This window comes from Endozoicomonas sp. ALD040 (genome assembly GCF_049275945.1).
Lineage (GTDB): Bacteria > Pseudomonadota > Gammaproteobacteria > Pseudomonadales > Endozoicomonadaceae > Endozoicomonas_A.
The window spans coordinates 6,822,832-6,843,399 of the sequence record NZ_CP184829.1; the positions used below are offsets into that span (position 1 = coordinate 6,822,832).

Annotated in this window: 9 protein-coding genes; all 9 read left to right on the top strand. The window is 48.3% G+C overall.

What is annotated here, in order from left to right:
• Positions 1-39: 39 nt before the first annotated feature.
• The 9 genes from ACOJUN_RS25215 (at position 40) to ACOJUN_RS25255 (ending at position 20,465) form a co-directional block, all read left to right on the top strand.
• Positions 40-2,628, top strand: coding sequence for a tetratricopeptide repeat protein (locus ACOJUN_RS25215; protein WP_422134582.1), 2,589 nt, complete (start codon positions 40-42; stop codon positions 2,626-2,628).
• Between the two features lie 69 nt (positions 2,629-2,697).
• Entirely contained in the window at positions 2,698-5,163 is a 2,466-nt protein-coding gene (locus tag ACOJUN_RS25220) for a hypothetical protein (protein ID WP_422134583.1), read from the top strand.
• A 234-nt stretch (positions 5,164-5,397) separates the two neighbouring features.
• Positions 5,398-7,674 (top strand): tetratricopeptide repeat protein, encoded by a 2,277-nt coding sequence (locus ACOJUN_RS25225; RefSeq protein ID WP_422134584.1) that lies wholly within the window; start codon positions 5,398-5,400, stop codon positions 7,672-7,674.
• Between the two features lie 67 nt (positions 7,675-7,741).
• The gene (locus tag ACOJUN_RS25230) at positions 7,742-9,877 is read left to right on the top strand and encodes a hypothetical protein (RefSeq protein WP_422134585.1); all 2,136 of its coding nucleotides are present in this window, start codon (positions 7,742-7,744) and stop codon (positions 9,875-9,877) included.
• Positions 9,878-9,933: 56 nt separating this feature from the next.
• Positions 9,934-12,054 carry a hypothetical protein gene (locus tag ACOJUN_RS25235; RefSeq protein WP_422134586.1) on the top strand — a complete coding sequence of 707 codons (2,121 nt, stop codon included), beginning with the start codon at positions 9,934-9,936 and terminating at the stop codon, positions 12,052-12,054.
• Between the two features lie 62 nt (positions 12,055-12,116).
• Entirely contained in the window at positions 12,117-14,807 is a 2,691-nt protein-coding gene (locus tag ACOJUN_RS25240) for a tetratricopeptide repeat protein (RefSeq protein ID WP_422134587.1), read from the top strand.
• A 67-nt stretch (positions 14,808-14,874) separates the two neighbouring features.
• Positions 14,875-16,866, top strand: coding sequence for a hypothetical protein (locus tag ACOJUN_RS25245; protein ID WP_422134588.1), 1,992 nt, complete (start codon positions 14,875-14,877; stop codon positions 16,864-16,866).
• 94 nt (positions 16,867-16,960) lie between these two features.
• Positions 16,961-19,384 carry a hypothetical protein gene (locus ACOJUN_RS25250; protein WP_422134589.1) on the top strand — a complete coding sequence of 808 codons (2,424 nt, stop codon included), beginning with the start codon at positions 16,961-16,963 and terminating at the stop codon, positions 19,382-19,384.
• A 97-nt stretch (positions 19,385-19,481) separates the two neighbouring features.
• Positions 19,482-20,465, top strand: coding sequence for a transposase (locus ACOJUN_RS25255; protein ID WP_422134590.1), 984 nt, complete (start codon positions 19,482-19,484; stop codon positions 20,463-20,465).
• The last annotated feature ends 103 nt before the right edge of the window (positions 20,466-20,568 follow it).

Below are 20,568 nucleotides of genomic sequence, written 5' to 3' on the forward strand. Positions count from 1 at the left end.
TAGGTACTTAGCATAGATTTTCAGGGAATCTACATCATTATGAGTTACGGGCCAACACCTACAACCAGCGCTCCAGCCAGTTCGAGCTGTACGACATCGCAATCGTCTCCATATTGCGCGTCAGGTTCCTATGCCGATGCGGCAAGAAACCGTCAATCCACCTCAAATCGGGAAATAAAATCTCTTACTCAATCGGCTCAACTTCCACAAGTTGTTCATCAACGTTCCACCAGTCCCTCAGATATTTCAGGTCGGCAGGCATCTGCCTGCCAGCCTGCTACGACATCTCAGCCGTCAGGGTACTGTGCGTCAGGCTCAGATACCGGTGCATCAAAAGGGCGTAGATCTACCTTAAATCCGAACGCTAAAACGTTTATTCCACGTTCACAACTTCCTCATGGTGGTCATCAAGATTCGAACAGACCCTCAAGGCCAGCAACTGCAGACCAGAGTTCTACTCTCCAGACCTTTCACCCAGAGGCGAAGACCTGCCCTCCTGAAGTTTTTAAAAAAGAGATCAAAAGCGCTTACGCAATGCTCAACAATCAAAATTTCATAGATGCAGAAAAAGCATTCCGGACCCTCTTAAACGGCAAGCATGGCATACCGAGTCGCTTCGACAAGCAGGAAGCAACCATAGGGCTTGCAAGATCTCTAAGAGAGCAAACCCACGAAAAACAGCTGGAAGCCTGCTCTATTTTGGAAGAGCTCAGGTTAGATGGAAAACTTACCAGGTTAGGAGCCTCGACCATTAGTAACCTTGATCTGTGCCTGAGCCTCTGTGAAGAAGCACTTGGAAGACACCTTGATGCCGAAACCCGACTGTTGAGACTGAGAAAAAAAATGCGCAATGCCAATGAGAGAGCCCTGTGCGAACCTTCTCACTATTATGCCGCAGATATCAGTAATGCACGACTTTGGCAGCTTATGGGCAAATACACTCTGGCTGAAACATTGTTACTGAACTTAAAGACAGAACTGATTAAAAACCTGCAGTCAAAACCCTATTCTCCTGCGACATCAAAACTGCGTAGACACCTCGATACCGTCAACATGGCCCTGATGCGACTCTGGCAGTTGATGGGCAAACATCAAAAGGCTGAACTTCTGATGCTCGACCTCATTGGCAAGCGCCCCGATGACGATGAGGACATACTCTGCAGGCAATCTGATCATAAAGACGTTGATCTGGCTCTGACGTTTATCTGGCGGGCGTTGGGCAAGCATAAGCGGGCTGAGAGACTGCTGCTGAACATGAGTCGCAAGCATCCCGATGACAGTGAAGAGATTCTGTGTCGCCCCACTGGCCATCGTGCCATTGACATGGCTCTGATGCGCACCTGGGATGAAATGAACAAACCTGAGCTGGCTGAAAAGCTACTGCTGAACATGAGTGGAAAGCGCCCCGGTGACAGCGAGGAAGAACTTTGCAAGCCCTGTGGGCATCATGACATTGATCTCTCTCTGGCACTAATCTGGCAGAGGAAATACAAATATATACGAACTGAAAAGCTACTGCTGAGCATGAGTGGAAAGCGCCCCGGTGACAGCGAGGAAGAACTGTGCAAGCCCTGCGGGCATCATGACATTGATCTCTCTCTGGCACTACTCTGGCAAAGGATATACAAATATATACGAACTGAAAAGCTACTGCTGAACATGAGTGGAAAGCGCCCCGGTGACAGCGAGGAAGAATTGTGCAAGCTCTGTGGGAATCGTGAAAGTGACCTGGCTCTGGTTCGATTTTGGGAGCTGACGGGCAGATATACACTGGCTGAAAAGCTGCTGCTGAACATGAGTCGCAAGCATCCCGACGCCAGTGAAGAGATTCTGTGCAAACCCTGCTGGCAGCATGACATTGATCTGGCTCTGGTGCGATGCTGGCAGCTTACAGGCAAATATAAACTTTCTGAAAGACTGCTGTTGAATATGATTGGCTGGCAACCCAATGACAGTGAGGAGATCCCGGGCAAGTCCGGTGGTCATGATGTTCTTTACCTGGCTCTCGCACGGCTCTGGGAGATGATGGATAAACCTGAACGGACTGAAAGACTGCTGCTGAACATAAGTGGTAAGCACCCCGGTGACGACGAAGACAGCCTGTGCAAGCCCTCTGGCAATCACGACATTGACCTGACTCTGGCACGCTGCTGGGAGAATACCGGCAAACTTGGACGGGCTGAAAGGCTGCTTAAGCGTGGCTGTGAATTTTATCATTCGAATGAATTTGAACTCACACTATTAAAGTTATTAACCGGGCAAGAAGGATTTATGGAAATGGTTAGCTACTATCCGGAAAGTGCCAATACCTTGGTGGCTAAATCGATCCATTATTTCAGTCTGGCTTGTGAGCAGATCATTCAGGATAACCCTGAGTCAGGACAAGATAACCTTCATAAGGCTCTGGAATTTGTGGAATTGGCACTGAAAAAGTACCCACCGATTGCGGGAGCTTTTTCCCAAAAAGCGCACTGTCTCAGAATGCTGGGGAAAAGTGAGCAAGAATGGAGGGAATGGTTTGATAGAGCGGAAGCCTCTGACTCCAGCCGGACATACAGGGCTAAAACTCATTTATGGCGAAACAGGGAAGCCGCTGCCCTTCAGAAGTTATCGAATCTCAAAGAATAAAAAACGCCCTTGAACCTTTATGACTGATGACTGTCCAACAGCCTAGATTTTCAGGGAATCTCCATCATTATGAGTTACGGGCCAACACCAACAACCAGCACTCCAGTGAGTTCGAGCACTACGACATCGCACTCGTCTCCATATTGTGCGTCAGGTTCCTATGCCGATGCGGCAAAAAAACGTCCATCTAGCTCAAATCAGCAAGCTAAATCTCTCAATCCACCGGCTCAACTTCCACAAGTTGTTCATCAACGTTCGACCAGTCCCTCAAATATTTCAGGTCGGCAGGCATCTGCCTGCCAGCCTGCTACGACATCGCAACCGTCACGGTATTGTGCATCAGGTTCCTATGCCGATGCGGCAAAAAAGCCGCCATCTGCCCCAAATCGGGAAGCTAAACCTCTTGCTCCACGCGCTCAACTGGCAAAGGGTGTTCATCAACATTCGAACAAATCCTCAAATATTTCAGGCCAGCAGGCATCAGCTTACCAAAGGTCTACCCCCAGGACGCTTTATCCAGAGGCAAAGACCCCCTCTCCTGCAGCTATTAGAAAAGAGATCAATAGTGCTTTCGCAATACTGAGACATCAAAATTTCACAGACGCAGAAAAAGCATTTCGAGTCATCTTAAAGAAATACCAAGGCAATCTGAGTCCATTCAACAAACAGAACACGACCATAGGGCTTGCAAGAGCGCTGAAAGAACAGACCAACGAAAAACAGTTAGAAGCCTACTCTCTTCTGGAAGCGCTCAGATTGGATGGAACATGCAATAAGTTTGGCGCTTCGACCATTCACAACCTTGATCTGAACCTGAGCCTCTGTGAAGAGGCACTTGGATGGCACTTTGCCGCCGAAACACGACTTTTGAGGCTCAGACGGAAAAGCACCAATGCCTATGAGAAGACCCTGTGCAAGCCTTCTGGCTATTATGCTGCAGATATTACTAATGCCAGACTGTGGCAGTCTATGGGCAAACACAGGCTGGCTGAAACACTCCTCCTGAAAATAAAAGAGGAGTTGATTAAAAAGCTGCAGTCGAAACCGGACTCTCCTGCGGCACAAAAACTGCGTAAATACCTCGGTAAGGTCAATATGGCCCTGGCGCGACTCTGGCAGCTGATGGAGAAATATCAACTGGCTGAAAACCTCTTGCTGGACATGAGCGGCAAGCACCCCGATGACTATATGGACATTCTCTGCAAGCCCACCAAGTGTGAAGACATTGACCTGGCTCTGTCGGTACTCTGGCGGTTAATGGGCAAATATGAACAGTCTGAGAGACTGCTGCTGAACATGAGTAACAAACGTCCCGATGACAGTGAGGACACTCTCTGCAAACCTTCCGGGAATCATGACATTGACCTGGCTCTGGTGCGACTCTGGGAAGAAACGCGTAAACATGAGCTGGCTGAAAAACTGCTGCTACTCATGATTGGCAAGCACCCCAATGACAGTGTGAAGGTTCTGTGTAAGCCCTTTGGGAAAGCTAACATTGACCTGGCCCTGGTGCGGCTCTGGCAGATAATGGGCAAATTTAAACAGTCTTCAGAACTTCTGCTGAACATGTGCGGTTCGCGACCCGGTGCCAGTGAGGAAGAAATGTGCATGCCCTCCGGGCATTGTGACACTGACCTGACCCGGGCTCGATTCTGGCAGATGGAGGGCAGACACAACCTGGCTGAAAGGCTGCTGCTGAACATGGGTGGCAAGCATCCCGGTGCCAGTGAAGAGATTCTCTGCAAGCCCTGCTGGCAGCAGGAAATTGATCTGACACTGATGCGACACTGGGAGGTCACGGGCAAATATCACCTCTCTGAAAGGCTGCTGCTGAACATGAGTGGCAAGGACCCCGATGGCAGTAAGGAGATCCTTTGCAAGCCCTGTGGGAATCATGATTTTGATCTGGCTCAGGCGATGCTCTGGGAGATCATGGATAAACCCGAATGGACTGTACTCCTGCTACTGAACATGAGCAGCAAGCACGCCAATGACACTGAAGACAGCCTGTGCAAACCCTCTGGCAATCATAACGTTGATATGGCTCTGGCACGCTTTTGGGGGAGGATAGGCAAACATGAACAGGCTGAAAGACTGCTTAAGCAAGGCTGTAAATTATATCATTCGAATGAATTTGAACAGGCACTACTCAGCCAATCTGCCGGGCAAGAAGGATTTATGGAAATGATTAGCCACTATCCGGAAACGATCAATACCCTGTTGGCTACCTCGATCCATTATTTCAACCTGGCTTGCAAGCAAATAATCGATACAGGTCCAGAGTCAGGACAAGATAACCTTCATAAGGCTCTGGAAATTGTGGAATCGGCACTGAAGAAATACCCTCCCAGTGCGGGAGCTTTTTCACAAAAAGCGCACTGTCTCAGAATGCTGGGGAAAAATGAGCAAGAATGGAGGGAATGGTTTGATAGAGCGGAAGCCTTCGACGTCAGCCGGGCATACAGGGCAAAAACTCATTTTTGGCGAAGCAGGGAAGCCGCTGCCCTCCAGAAGTTATCGAATCTCAAAGAATAAAAAAAACATCCTTGAACTTTTATGCCTGATGATTGTCCAATAAGCACCTAACCAGTTGGTTTCGCATATTCTGGACGGCGGCTTTTTCCATCCTTCTGCGTTCCAACTCTGGTTGCGTAGCTATGGCTACGCGCCCATCGTTGCGCCTTGAAGGATGAAAAAATCCACTCGCCAGAATATGCGAAACCAACTGGTCAGGTACTTAGCATAGATTTTCAGGGAATCTATATCATTATGAGTTACGGGCCAACACCTACAACTAACGCTCCAGCGAGTTCGGGCACTAAGACATCGCAATTATCTCAATATTGTGCGTCAGGTTCAGATACCGGTGCAGCAAAAGGGCGTGAATTTACCTTAAATCCAAACGCTGAAACGTTTATTCCACGTTCACAACTTCCTCATCGTGGTCATCAACATTGGCACAGACCCTCAAATATTCAAGACCGGCCAGTAACTTCATGCCAGCGCCCTACTCCCCGGACGTTTCACCCAGAGGCGAAGACCTACTCTCCTGTAGCCCTTAGAAAAGAGATCAATAGCGCTTTCGCAATGCTCAACAATCAAAATTTCATTGATGCAGAAAAAAAATTCCGGGTCATCTTAAACAGCATACATGGCATACCGGATCCATTCGAAAAGCGGAACGTAACCGTAGGGCTTGCAAGATCGCTAAAAGAGCAAACCTGCGAAAAACAGTTGGAAGCCTGCTCTATTCTGGAAGAACTCAGGTTAGATGGAACACTCAACAGGTTCGGGGCTTCGACCATTTATAACCTTGATCTGACCCTGAGCCTCTGTGAAGAGGCACTTGGAAGACACTTTGATGCCGAAACCCGACTGTTGAGGCTGAGAAAAAAAAGGCTCGATGCCGATGAGAGAACCCTGTGCGAACCTTCTCGCTATTATGCCGCAGATATTAATAATGCCCGACTGTGGCAGTCTATGGGCAAATACACTCTGGCTGAAACACTGTTCCTGAACATAAAAAAAGAACTGATTAAAAAGCTGCAGTCAAATCCCTATTCTCCTGATACATCAAAACTGCGTAAATACCTCGATACCGTCAATATAGCCCTGGTGCGACTCTGGCAGTTTATGGACAAACATCAAGAGGCTGAACTCCTGATGCTCGGAATCATTGGCAAGCGCCCCGATGACCATGAGGACGTACTCTGCAGGCAATCTGATCGTAAAGACGTTGATCTGGCTCTGACGTTTATCTGGCGGGCGTTGGGCCAGCATGAGCGGGCTGAGAGGCTGCTGCTGAACATCAGTCGCAAGCATCCCGATGACAGTGAGGAGATTCTCTGTCGCCCCACTGGCGATCCTGCCATTGACATAGCTCTGGTGCGAATCTGGGAAGAATTGGACAAATTTGAGCTGGCTGAAAAGCTGCTGCTGAACATAAGTGGCAAGAGACCCGACGACAATGAGGAGCTCCTGTGTGAACCCTTTGGGCATCATGATATTGATCTCGGTCTGGCACTGCGCTGGCAGAGGAAATACAAATATATACGAGCTGAAAAACTACTGCTCAACATGAGTGGAAAGCGCCCCGGTGACAGCGAGGAAGAACTGTGCAAGCTCTCTGGGAATCGTGAAATTGATTTGGCTCTGGCACGACATTGGGAGCTGACGGGCAGATATAAACTGGCTGAAAAGCTGCTTCTGAACATCTGTGGCATGCACCCCAATGCCAGTATAGACAGCCTGTGCAGCTCCTGTGGGAACATGGAAAATGACCTCGCTCGGGTGAGACTCTGGGAAATGATGGGCAAACATGAATGGTCTGAAAAGCTGATGCTGAACATGATTGGCATGCCCCCCGGAGCTATTGTGGAAGAGCTGTGCAAACCATTTGGGCATCATGACATTGACCTGACTCGGGCGCGACTCTGGCAGGAAATGAAGAAATTTGAACTGTCTGAAAGGCTGCTGCTGAACATGAGTGGCAAGCACTTCAATGCCGATGAAGACAGCCTGTGCAAACCTTCCGGGAATCAACAGATTGACCTGACTTTGGTAAGACTATGGGACACTACGGGCAAATGTGAACAGGCTGAAAGACTGACCAGGCGTTGCTGTGAGTTATATCATTCGAATGAATGGCAATTAACCCTGTTGTGCTTATCTACCGGGAAAGCGGGATTTCTGGAAATGATCAGCCGCTGTCCGGAAAGTGTCAATACTCTGGTGGCTACCTCGATCCATTATTTCACCCTGGCTTGTGACCAGATAAAAAAAGACGGCCCGGAGTCTGCAAAGGAGAACCTTGAAAAGGCGCTTGAGCAGGTTGAATCAGCGTTGCAAAAGTACCCTCCGAATGCGGGAGCTTATTCACAAAAAGCCCATTGTCTCAGGATGCTGGGTCGAAGTAAGCAACAATGGAGAGAATGTTTTGCTAGAGCGCAAGCCCTTGACTACAGCCGAAACCAAAAGGGGAAAGCCGATTTTTGGCGGAGGCACGAATACATTGCTCTTGAGATAGTAAGAGGTCTCACAGGTTAGATGGCCTTGTACTTTATTACGTCCACTGCCTGTCAAAAAGTGTAAGTTTCAGGGAATTAATGAGGCTATGAATTACGGATTACCAATAACAACCAGTTTCGCGACCCGTTCGTGCACCGCAACCGTTGCCACACCTCAACCGCTGCAATATTGTGCCTCAGGTTCAAATGCTAACACTGAAACAACAAAGCCTCCGTTTAAATTAAACCCGAAAGCGCCAGCGTTTATTCCACGGATGCAACCTGATCAACCTGTTCAGAAAGATCCGGGCGTACCCTCAAATATCCTGGACCGGCGAGCAAAGGCATACCAGTGTATGTCTCCCCGAACGTTTCAGCAAAGGGTGAATAAATCCTGTCCTGAAACGGCTAAAAGGATCGATAGCGCTTTCAAACTATTAAAAAAACAAGATTACATAAATGCAGAAGCAGCATTCCGGACCATCTTGCAAGATGAACAACTGAATGAATTCGATCACCAGAGAACCGTCATAGGGCTTGCAAGATCGCTGAAAGAACAAACCTCGGAAAAGAAGAAAGAAGCCCTTACTCGTCTGGAAGAACTCAGGGTGAATGGTACGTTCACCGAGTCTGGAGCTTCAACCATTCGTAACCTTGATCTGACCATGAGCCTCTGCGAACAGGCACTTGGACGGTTCCATGATGCGCAAGCACGACTTTTAAGGTTGAGAAACAAAAAGCCCGATGCAGACGCGGAGACACTTTGCCAGCACTCTGGCTATTTTGACGTTGATATCGCTAATGCACGACTATGGCAGCATATGAGAAAATACCAGCTGGCTGAAAAACTGCTGTTGGGCATGAAAGCAGGGCTGATTGAAAAGCTGCAGTCGGACCCACACGCTGGCATAGTGGAAAGGCTGCATAATTACCTCGATAGTGTAAATATAGCTCTGGTGCGATACTGGCAAGAGGTGTGCCAATATGATCGGGCCGAAGATCTGCTGCTAAACATGGGTGGCAAACACCTGGCTGAAAGTATCGAAACCCTGTGCAAGCCCTCTGGGCATCATGACATAGACCTGGTACGACACTGGCAGGTGATGGGCAAATATGAATGGGCTGAAAAACTGCTGCTCAACATGATTGGCAAAGACTCCAAAGACAGTATCGAGATCCTCTGTACAGCCTCTGAGCACCCCGAACTCGATCTGTCTCTGGCGCTTCTCTGGCATGCGACAGGCAGACTTCAACTGAGTGAAAAACTGCTGCTCAATATGATTTCCAGGCACCCTGATGACGCTGAGGAGATCCTGTGCAAGGCCTCTGGAAAACATGAGATTGATCTGGCTCTTGTACGACTCTGGCAGGAGATGGGCGAATATCAAAGGGCTGAAATACTGCTGTTAAACCTGAGTCTCAAACACCCCGATGAGAGAGAGGAGTCCTTGTGTCAGCCCTGTGGGCATCATGACATTGACCTGACCCTCGCTCGACTCTGGCAGAAGTTGAACAAACATAAACAAGCAGGAATACTGCTGCTAAACATGAGTGGCAAGCGCCCCGATGCCGCTATGGAAGAACTTTGCAGGCCCTGTGGCAACCGTGACATTGACCTGGCTCTGGCGCTGCATTGGGAGATAGTGAATAAACATCATCTAACTGAAGGGCTGCTGCTGAACATGAGCAACAAGGACCTCAACGACAGTGAGGACAGTCTGTGCATGCCTTGCGGGAATCATGATATTGATCTGGCTCTGGTACGCCTCTGGGAGCTAATCGACAAAGGTAAACAGGCTGAAAGACTGATTGAGCGTTGCTGTGAATTATACCATTCGGATGAATGTGAATTATCCTATCTGTCCTCATCTGCCGGGAAAGCAAAGTTTATGGAGGTGATTAACGGGTATTCGGAAAGTGCCAATAAGTTGCTGGTTATCTCAATCCATTATTTTGTAATGGCGTGTAAGCAGATATCAGAAGCCAGTCCGAAGTCAGGAGAGGAAAACCTCATTAAGGCGCTTGAGCATGTGCAATTAGCACTTGAGAGGTACCCCCCGACTGCGGGAGCTTATTCACAAAAAGCGCACTGTCTCAGAATGCTGGGCGCCAATGAGCAAGAATGGAGGAAATGCTTCCAAAAAGCCCAAGCCCTTGACTCCAACCGAAAACAGAAGGGTAAATCGGATACCTGGCGAAGCAACGAATACGCGGCTCTTCAAAAAGTACTGGCTCAGACATAAGCATGAACTTTTATATCCATTGACTGTCCAATGGCACAAGTTTCAGAGGAAGTTTCATGACTATGAATGACGGATTACCACCAACCTACAACTGCGCATCCGGTACGACATCGCAACCGGCGCAAAATCGCTTTACTGACTCCAATGAGGAAGCAAAGCCTCCATTTAAATTAAACCCGAAAGCTCCACCGTTTATTCCTCGTGCTTCTGGTGTTGATCGACTTTCGAACACACCCACAACTATTAATCGCCGACAAACAACTGCGTGCCTGACACTTTCTTCCCAGACATTGCACCCATCGGTGAAGAGGACATCTCCTGAAGCGGCCAGTGAAAAGATCAATAGCGCTTTCGATTTATTGATGAACCAAAATTTCATTGACGCGGAAAACACATTCCGGGCCATCTTGCAAGAATACGCGGACTTACTGAGAACATCCGACTACCAAAGATCAATCATAGGGCTGGCAAGATCACTCAGAGAGCAAACCTGTGAAAAGCAAAAAGAAGCCTGTTTTCATCTGGAAAAACTAAGGTTGACTGGAGAGTTAAACGAATTCGGGGCTTCAACCATTCGTAACCTTGATCTGACCCTGAGTCTCTGTGAACAGACACTTGGGAAGAACCCTGATGCTGAAGCACGACTTTTGAAACTGAGAGACAAAAAGCCCGGTGCTGATGAAGAAACCCTTTGCCAGCATTCTAATTATTTTGATGCTGACATGGCTAATGCACGACTATGGCAGTTTATGAGGAAATACCAGCTGACTGAAAAACTGCTGCACAGCATGAAATACGGGCTCATTGTCAGGCTGCAGTGGAACCTGCACGCAGCGCTTGCAGAAAAACTGCAAGATTTCCTCCATAAAGTCAATATAGCTCTGGCGCGATGCTGGCAAGAGACAGGCCAATATGAATGGGCTGAAGATCTGCTGCTCAACATGAGTGGCAAGTACCCCGGTAACAGTATCGAGCTCCTGTGCAAGCCCTCCCGTCATAATGACGTGAACCTGGCCCTGGTGCGACTCTGGGAAGTAAAGGGTAAACATGAGCTGGCTGAAAGACTAATGCTGGCCATGAGTGGCAAGTGCCTCGATGACAATGAGGAGACCCTGTGCACGCCTTTTGGAAAACATGAAATTGATCTGACTCTGGCACAATTCTGGCAGGTGACAGGCAAACATCAACTGAGTGAAAAACTGTTGCTCAACCTGATTGACAAGCACCCCGATGACGCTGAGGAGATCCTGTTCACGCCCTCTGGAAAACATGATATTGATCTGGCTCTTGCACGACTCTGGGAGGTAACGGGCCAATATCAACGGTCCGAAAAACTGCTGTTGAGCATGAGTGTCAGGCACCCCGATGTGAATGAGGAGACCTTGTGTCAGCCCTGTGGACATAATGACATTGACCTGACTCTGGTTCGACTCTGGCAGAAGTTGAACAAACATAAACAAGCAGAAATACTGCTGCTGAACATGAGTAACAAGCGCCCCGATGCCGCTATAGAAGAACTTTGCAGGCCCTGTGGAAACCATGATATTGACCTGGCTCTGGCGCTGCATTGGGAGATAGAGAACAAACATCATCTAACTGAAGGGCTGCTGCTGAACATGAGCAACAAGCACCTCTTCGACAGTGAGGACAGCCTGTGCATGCCTTGCGGGAATCATGATATTGATCTGGCTCTGGTACGCCTCTGGCAGATGATCGACAAAGATAAACAGGCTGAAAAACTGATTGAGCGTTGCTGTGACTTATACCATTCCGATGAATGTGAATTATCACATTTGTCCTTATCTGTCGGGAAAGCAAGCTTTATGGAGGTGATTAACAGGTATCCGGAAAGTGCCAATCAGTTGTTGGTTATCTCAATCCATTATTTTGCACTGGCGTGTAAGGAGATATCAGAAGCCGGTCCCAAGTCAGGAGAGGAAAACCTCATTAAGGCGCTTGAGCATGTGGAATTAACACTTGAGAGGTACCCCCCGACTGCTGGAGCTTATTCACAAAAAGCGCACTGTCTCAGAATGATGGGGAAAAATGAGCAAGAATGGGGGGAATACTTCCAAAAAGCCAATGCCCTTGACTCCGCCCGAAAATATAAGGGTAAAACGGACGCCTGGCGAAGCAACGAATACGCGGCTCTTCAAAAAGTATTTGCTCAGACATAAGCATGAACTTTTATGTCTATTGACTGTCCAAGAGCGTAAGTTCCCAGGAAGGTCATTTGGCCATGAGCTACGGATTACCCACAAAAATTGCCTCGACCAGTTCTAAAAGCACCACGACATCACAGCCGTCAGAGTATTCTGCATCAGGTTCAGATACCGGTGCGTCAAAAGGGCGAAAATTTACCTTGAATCCGAACGCTGAAACATTTATCCCACGTTCGCAACTTCCTCATGGAGATCATCGTGGTCATCAGCATTCGAACAGACCCTTAAATATTCCAGACCGGTCAGCAACTGCATGCCAGAGACCTACTCCCCGGACGTTTCAACCAGAGGCGAAGACCTACCCTCCTGACGCTCTTAAAAAAGAGATCAGTAGCGCTTACACAATGCTCAACAATAAAAATTTCATAGATGCAGAAAAAGCATTCCGGGTCATCTTACACGGCAAGCATGACATACCGGATCCGTTCGACAAGCATAACGTGATCATAGGACTTGCAAGATCGCTAAAAGAGCAAACCTGCGAAAAACAGCTGGAAGCCTGCTCTATTCTGGAAGAACTCAGGTTAGATGGAAAATTCACCAGGTTTGGGGCTTCGATCATTTATAACCTTGATCTTACCCTGAGCCTCTGTGAAGAGGCACTTGGAAGACTCTTTGATGCCGAAACCCGACTGTTGAGACTGAGAAAAAAAAGCCGCAATGCCGATGAGAAAACCCTGTGCGAACCTACTTGCTATTATAACGCAGATATTAATAATGCCCGACTGTGGCAGTCTATGGGCAAATACACTCTGGCTGAAACACTGTTCCTGAACATAAAAAAAGAACTGATCAAAAAGCTGCAGTCAAATCCCTATTCTCCTGATACATCAAAACTGCGTAAATACCTCGATACCGTCAATTTGGCTCTGGGGCGAATCTGGCAGTTGATGGACAAACATCAAATGGCTGAAGAAGTGCTGCTGGAGATGGTTGGCAAACACTCCGGTGACAGTGAAGACACGCTCTGCAAGCACTCTGGTCATAAAGACATTGACCTGGCTCTGGTGCGAGTCTGGCAAGCAAAGGGTAAATATGAACAGGCTGAGAGACTGCTGCTGAGCATGAGCCAAAAGCATCCCGATGACAGTGAGGAGACTCTGTGCAACTCCACCAGCCACAACGACATTGACTTGGCTCTGGTGCGAATCTGGCAAGTGAGGGGTAACTATCAACGGGCTGAGAGACTGCTGCTGAACATGAGTCGCAAGCGTCCCGATGACAGTGAGGAGATTCTGTGCAACCCCATTGACCATCGTGACATTGACCTGGCTCTGGTGCGACTCTGGGAAGTAATGAACAAACAAGAGCTAGCAGAAAAACTGCTTCTGAACATGAGTGGAAAGCGCCCCGGTGACAGCGAGGAAGAACTGTGCAAGCTCTCTGGGAATCTTGAAATTGATATGGCTCTGGCACGACATTGGGAGCTGACGGGCAAATATAAACTGACTGAAAAGCTGCTGCTGAACATGAGTGGAAAGCGCCCCGGTGACAGCGAGGAAGAACTGTGCAAGCTCTGTGGGAATCGTGAAATTGATATGGCTCTGGTGCGACTCTGGGAAGTAATGAACAAACAAGAGCTGGCAGAAAAACTGCTGCTGAACATGAGTGGAAAGTGCCCCGGTGACAGCGAGGAAGAACTGTGCAAGCTCTCTGGGAATCGTGGAATTGATATGGCTCTGGCACGACATTATGAACTGACGGGCAACTATAAACTGGCTGAAAAGCTGCTGCTGAACATGAGTGGAAAGCGCCCCGGTGACAGCGAGGAAGAACTGTGCAAGTTCTGTGGGAATCGTGAAATTGATTTGACTCTGACACGACATTGGGAGCTGGCGGGCAAATATAAACTGGCTGAAAAGCTGCTGCTGAACATGTCTGGCAAGCACCCCAATGCCAATATACACAGCCTGTGCAGCTCCTGTGGGGACATGGAAATTGACCTGGCTCTGGTGAGACTCTGGGAAATGATGGGCAAACATGAATGGTCTGAAAAGCTGATGCTGAACATGATTGGCATGCCCCCCGGAGCTATTGCAGAAGAGCTGTGCAAACCATTTGGGCATCATGACATTGACCTGACTCGGGCGCGACTCTGGCAGAAAATGAACAAATTTGAACTGTCTGAAAGGCTGCTGCTGAACATGAGTGGCAAGCACTTCAATGCCGATGAAGACAGCCTGTGCAAACCTTCCGGGAATCAACAGATTGACCTGACTTTGGTAAGACTATGGGACACTACGGGCAAATGTGAAGAGGCTGAAAGACTGACCAGGCGTTGCTGTGAGTTATATCATTCGAATGAATGTCAATTAACCCTGTTGTGCTTATCTACCGGGAAAGCGGGATTTCTGGAAATGATCAGCCGCTGTCCGGAAAGTGTCAATACTCTGGTGGCTACCTCGATCCATTATTTCACCCTGGCTTGTGACCAGATAAAAAAAGACGGCCCGGAGTCTGCAAAGGATAACCTTGAAAAGGCGTTTGAGCAGGTTGAATCAGCGTTGCAAAAGTACCCTCCGAATGCCGGAGCTTATTCACAAAAAGCCCATTGTCTCAGGATGCTGGGTCGAAGTAAGCAAGAATGGACAGAATGTTTTGCTAGAGCGCAAGCCCTTGACTACAGCCGAACCCAAAAGGGGAAAGCTGATTTCTGGCGGAGGAATGAATACATTGCTCTTGAGATAGTACGAGGTCTCACAGGTTAGATGGCCTTGTACTTTATTACATCCACTGCCTGTCAAAAAGTGTAAGTTTCAGGGAATTAATGAGGCTATGAATTACGGATTACCAACAACAACCAGTTTCGCGACCCGTTCGTGCACCGCAACCGTTGCCACACCTCAACCGCTGCAATATTGTGCCTCAAGTTCAAATGCCACCACTGAAACAACAAAGCCTCCGTTTAAATTAAACCCGAAAGCGCCAGCGTTTGTTCCACGGATGCAACCTGTTCAGGAAGATCCGGGCGCACCCTCAAATATCCTGGACCGGCGAGCAAAGGCATACCAGAGGCCGTCTCCCGGGACGTTCCACCAAAGGGTGAATAAATCCTGTCCTGAAACGGCTAAAAGGATCAATAGCGCTTTCAAACTATTAAAAAAACAAGATTACATAAATGCAGAAGCAGCATTCCAGACCATCTTGCAAGATGAACCATTGAATGAATTCGACCACCAGAGAACCGTCATAGGGCTTGCAAGATCGCTGAAAGAACAAACCTCGGAAAAGAAGAAAGAAGCCCTTACTCGTCTGGAAGAACTCAGGGTGAATGGTACGTTCACCGAGTCTGGAGCTTCAACCATTCGTAACCTTGATCTGACCATGAGCCTCTGCGAACAGGCACTTGGACGGTTCCATGATGCGCAAGCACGACTTTTAAGGTTGAGAAACAAAGAGCCCGATGCAAACGAGGAGACACTTTGCCAGCACTCTGGCTATTTTGACGCTGATATCGCTAATGCACGACTATGGGAGCATATGAGAAAATACCAGCTGGCAGAAAAACTACTGTTGGGCATGAAAGCAGGACTGATTAATAAGCTGCAGTCGAATCCACACGCTGCCATAGTAGAAAAACTGCATAATTACCTCGATAGCGTAAATATAACCCTGGTACGGCACTGGCAAGAGCAGTGCCAATATGATCGGGCTGAAGATCTGTTGCTGAACATGGGTGGCAAGCACCTCGATGAAAGTATCGAGACCCTTTGCAAACCCTCTGGGCATCATGACATAGACCTGGTACGACACTGGCAGGTGATGGGTAAATATGAATGGGCTGAAAAACTGCTGCTCAACATGAGTGGCAAAGACTCCAAAGACGGTATCGAGAGCCTCTGTACACCCTCTGTGCACCCCGAATTCAATCTGGCTCTGGCGCTTCTCTGGCAGGAGACAGGCAAACATCAACTGAGTGAAAAACTCTTGCTCAATGTCATTTACAAGCACCCCGATGACACTGAGGAGATCCTGTGCAAGCCCTCTGGAAAACATGAGATTGATCTGGCTCTTGCACGACTCTGGGAGCTAATGGGCCAATATCAACGGGCCGAAAAACTGCTGTTGAGCATGAGTAACAAGCGCCCCGATGCCGCTATAGAAGAACTTTGCAGGCCCTGTGGAAACCATGACATTGACCTGGTTCTGGCGCTGCATTGGGAGATAGAGAACAAACATCATCTAACTGAAGGGCTGCTGCTGAACATGAGCAACAAGCACCTCAACGACAGTGAGGACAGTCTGTGCATGCCTTGCGGGAATCATGATATTGACCTGGCTCTGGTACGCCTCTGGCAGATGATCGACAAAGATAAACAGGCTGAAAAACTGATTGAGCGTTGCTGTGACTTATACCATTCCGATGAATGTGAATTATCACATTTGTCCTTATCTGTCGGGAAAGCAAGCTTTATGGAGGTGATTAACAGGTATCCGGAAAGTGCCAATCAGTTGTTGGTTATCTCAATCCATTATTTTGCACTGGCGTGTAAGGAGATATCAGAAGCCAGTCCCAAGTCAGGAGAGGAAAACCTCATTAAGGCGCTTGAGCATGTGGAATTAACACTTGAGAGGTACCCCCCGACTGCTGGAGCTTATTCACAAAAAGCGCACTGTCTCAGAATGATGGGGAAAAATGAGCAAGAATGGGGGGAATACTTCCAAAAAGCCAATGCCCTTGACTCCGCCCGCAAATATAAGGGTAAAACGGACGCCTGGCGAAGCAACGAATACGCGGCTCTTCAAAAGGTACTGGTTCAGACATGAGCGTGAACTTTTATGTCCATTGATTGTCCAACCATTACCCCACTGCCTGAACTTGTTACATTCAGACAGGTGTACCGCTTTCCAGAGAGTTTAAATGGCTATGAATTACGGATTAACAACAACCAGTGCCGCCGCAAGTTCGGGCACCTCGACCACTACGGCATCACAACCGAAACAGGATTGTGCGTCAGGTACTGATACCCCTGCGACAACAGAGACTGGATTTACCTTTAACAGGAGAACTCGAACGTTTATTCCAAGTGCTCCGCATCATCATGGTGTTCACAAACGTTCGAACAGGGCTGCAAATATTTCAGAACGACAAGTAACTGCAAACCGGAAGTCTACTTCCCGTCCGTTTCAACCAGCTGTCAGGGAAGCCTCTTCACAACTGATTGCAAAAGAGATCGATAGTGCTTACGCAATACTCAATAATCAAAATTTCATAGGTGCAGAAAAAGCATTCCGGATCATCTTAACCGACAATTGGGGCGAACTGACTACGTTCGAAAAGGAGAACACAACCGTAGGGCTTGCAAGATCACTAAAAGAGCAAACCCGCGAAAAACAGATAGAAGCCTGCTCTCTTCTGGAAGAACTCAGGTTGGAAGGTAAACTCAGCTGGTTTGGGGCTTCGACCATTTGTAACCTTGACCTGACCCTGAGTCTTTGCGAAGAGGCCCTCGGAAAGCAACTTGAGGCTGAAACACGACTTTTGAAACTGAGAAGAGTAAGTCCCAATGCCGATGAGAGAGCCTTGTGCAAGTCTTCTCGCTATTATCCCGCAGATATTAATAATGCCCGACTGTGGCAGTCTATGGGCAAAAACACTCAGGCTGAAAGGCTCCTGCTGAACGTCAAAGCAGATCTGATCGAAAGGCTGCAGTCAGAACCCTCCGCTGCAATTGCACCAAAGCTGCAGAAATACCTCGACAGCGTAAATATGGCGCTGGTGCGACTCTGGGAAGTGATGAATAAACATGAATCGGCTGAAAAACTGCTGCTGATCATGAGTCGCAAGCATCCCAATGACAGTGAGGAGGCTCTGTGCAAGCCCTGTGGGCATCTTGACACTGACCTGACCCTCGTACGACTGTGGCAGATAAAAGGCAAAAATAACCGTGCTGAAAAGCTGCTGCTGAACATGAGTGGTAAGCGCCCCGGTGCCAGCGAGGAAGAACTGTGCAAACCCTGCCGTAAGCATGACATTGATCTGACTCTGGTAAGGCATTGGGAACTGACAGGCAAAAATAAATTGGCTGAAAAGCTGCTGCTGAAAATGAGTGGCAAACATCCCGATGCCAGTGAAGAGATTCTCTGCAAGCCCTGCTGGCAGCCTAAAATTGACCTGACACTGGTGCGACATTGGGCGGCAAATGGCAAACATAGCCTGAGTGAAAGACTGCTGTTGAACATGATTCACAAGCACCCCGATGACGATGAGGACATCCTGTGTGAGCCCAGCGGACATCATGATATTGACTTGGCTCGGGCGAAAATCTGGCAGGATATGGATAAAACTGAACGAGCTGAAAGACTGCTGCTGAACATGAGTGCCAAGCCCCTCAATGACAGTGAGGAAAGCCTGTGCAAACCCTCTGGTCATCATGACATTGATCTGGCTCTGGCACGACTATGGCAGATAATGGGCAAACATGAACGGGCTGAAAGACTACTGCTGAACATGAGTGGCAAGCAACCCGGTGCCAGTGAAGAGATTCTGTTTCAGCCTTGCTGGAAAAATGTCATTGATCTGACCCTGGTGCGACAATGGGATGTCATGGGCAAATATAAATGGTCTGAAAAACTGCTGTTGAACATGAGTGGCAAGTCCTCCTGTGCCAGTGAACAAGAACTATGCAGGGCCTGTGGCCATAACGACATTGACCTGGCTCTGGTGCTACTCTGGGAAAAACTGGAAAAACATGAGCTGGCTGAAAAACTGCTACTGAACATGAGTGGCAAGTCCGCCAATGACAGTGAAGAAAGCCTTTGCATACCCTTTGGCCAACATGACATTGACCTGGCTCTGGTACGACTCTGGGAGATGATGGGCAAACATGAATGGGCTGGAAGGCTGCTCAGGCGTTGCTGTGACTTGTATCATACGAACGAATGTGAATATACGCTGTTATGTTTTTCTGCGGGGCAAGCAGGATTTATGGAAATGATTGGCAACTATCCAGAAACTGCCAATACCTTGCTGGTCACCTCGATCCACTATTTCAACCTGGCTTGTAAGCAGATAACAAATGACGACCCGGAGTCAGGAAAGGATAGCCTTGAAAAGGCGCTTGAGATTGTTGAGTCAATACTGAAAAAGTACCCTCTATACACGGGAGCTTATTCGCAAAAAGCGCATTGTCTCAGGATGCTGGGCAGAGGTGAGCAAGAATGGAGGGAATGGTTTGAAAAAGCAGCATCCCTTGACCCCGGTCGGCTTTATAAAGAGAAAACTGATTTGTGGCGAAACAACGAAGCCACCGCTCTGCTGAAGTTGCGCAGTCTCAAAGTTTAAAAAAAGAAAAGAAAAAAAGACACCCATAAATTTGCTTTACCATCCACCTGGTCTACTTTTCACCTACAACTGATTTTTTGTCCAGACAGGTGAGTTCATGGCCCAAGCTCGCAGTACCCTGATTGATCCCGGCTCAACGCCTTATTACCACTGCATGGCAAGATGTGTTCGTCAGGCTTACCTCTGTGGAGAGAACCACCTGACTGGCAAGAGTTACGAGCATCGCCGCCAGTGGGTGGTGGATAAACTTCGGGAACTGGTTTCAGTCTTTGCTATCGAAGTCTGCGCTTACGCTGTCATGTCGAATCATTATCATGTGGTTTTGCACATCAATCAGTCATCTGCCAGAGGCTGGTCACGGAATGAAGTGCTTCATCGTTGGACGACCTTGTTCGCAGGCCCGCTTCTGGTGCAAAGGCACCTGGCCGCTGACAAACTGGGCAGCGCTGAATTGGCCCGTATTGATGAATATGCTGAGGAATACCGGCGTCGTTTAACAGATATCAGCTGGTTTATGCGATGTCTGAATGAATACCTTGCTCGTGAGGCCAACAAAGAAGACGAGTGTAAAGGACGCTTCTGGGAAGGACGCTTTAAAAGCCAGGCATTGCTGGACGAAGCAGCGTTACTGACCTGCATGACCTACGTTGACTTGAATCCGATTCGGGCTGGTAAGGTAGAAACACCGGAAGCATTAGACTACACGTCGATTCAGGAACGCGTGGAGCAGGTTACACATTCTGAGACTAAAAAACAGCCGCTGACCCTGAAACCTTTTTGTTCGCAGGGCCAGAATACGGACGTTGCCCTTCCCTACCTTCTTCACGACTATCTGGAACTGGTTGACTGGAGTGGCCGCATTGTCAGAACAGATAAGAAAGGTTCCATCCCGTCGTGTACCCCTCCTATTCTTGAAAGATTGGACATTGATCCGGATGAGTGGCTGAAAACCATGCAATGGAATAATCGTTTTTATCGGGCAGTTGGCCGTCTGGAAGCGATGAAGGCCTTTGCACTTGAAGTTGGACAGAAGTGGCTTCGAGGGTTAAACGCCTGCAGTCGTTTGTACCTGACAGGTTAGCGTAGAAGTCAGTTAAGGAATTAAACACTTTCTCTTTATCCTTCCTCGACTTTAAGTCGGAATAAGTTTGTGTTGTCTGAATCATGGCCTGAGCAGCCTCTGT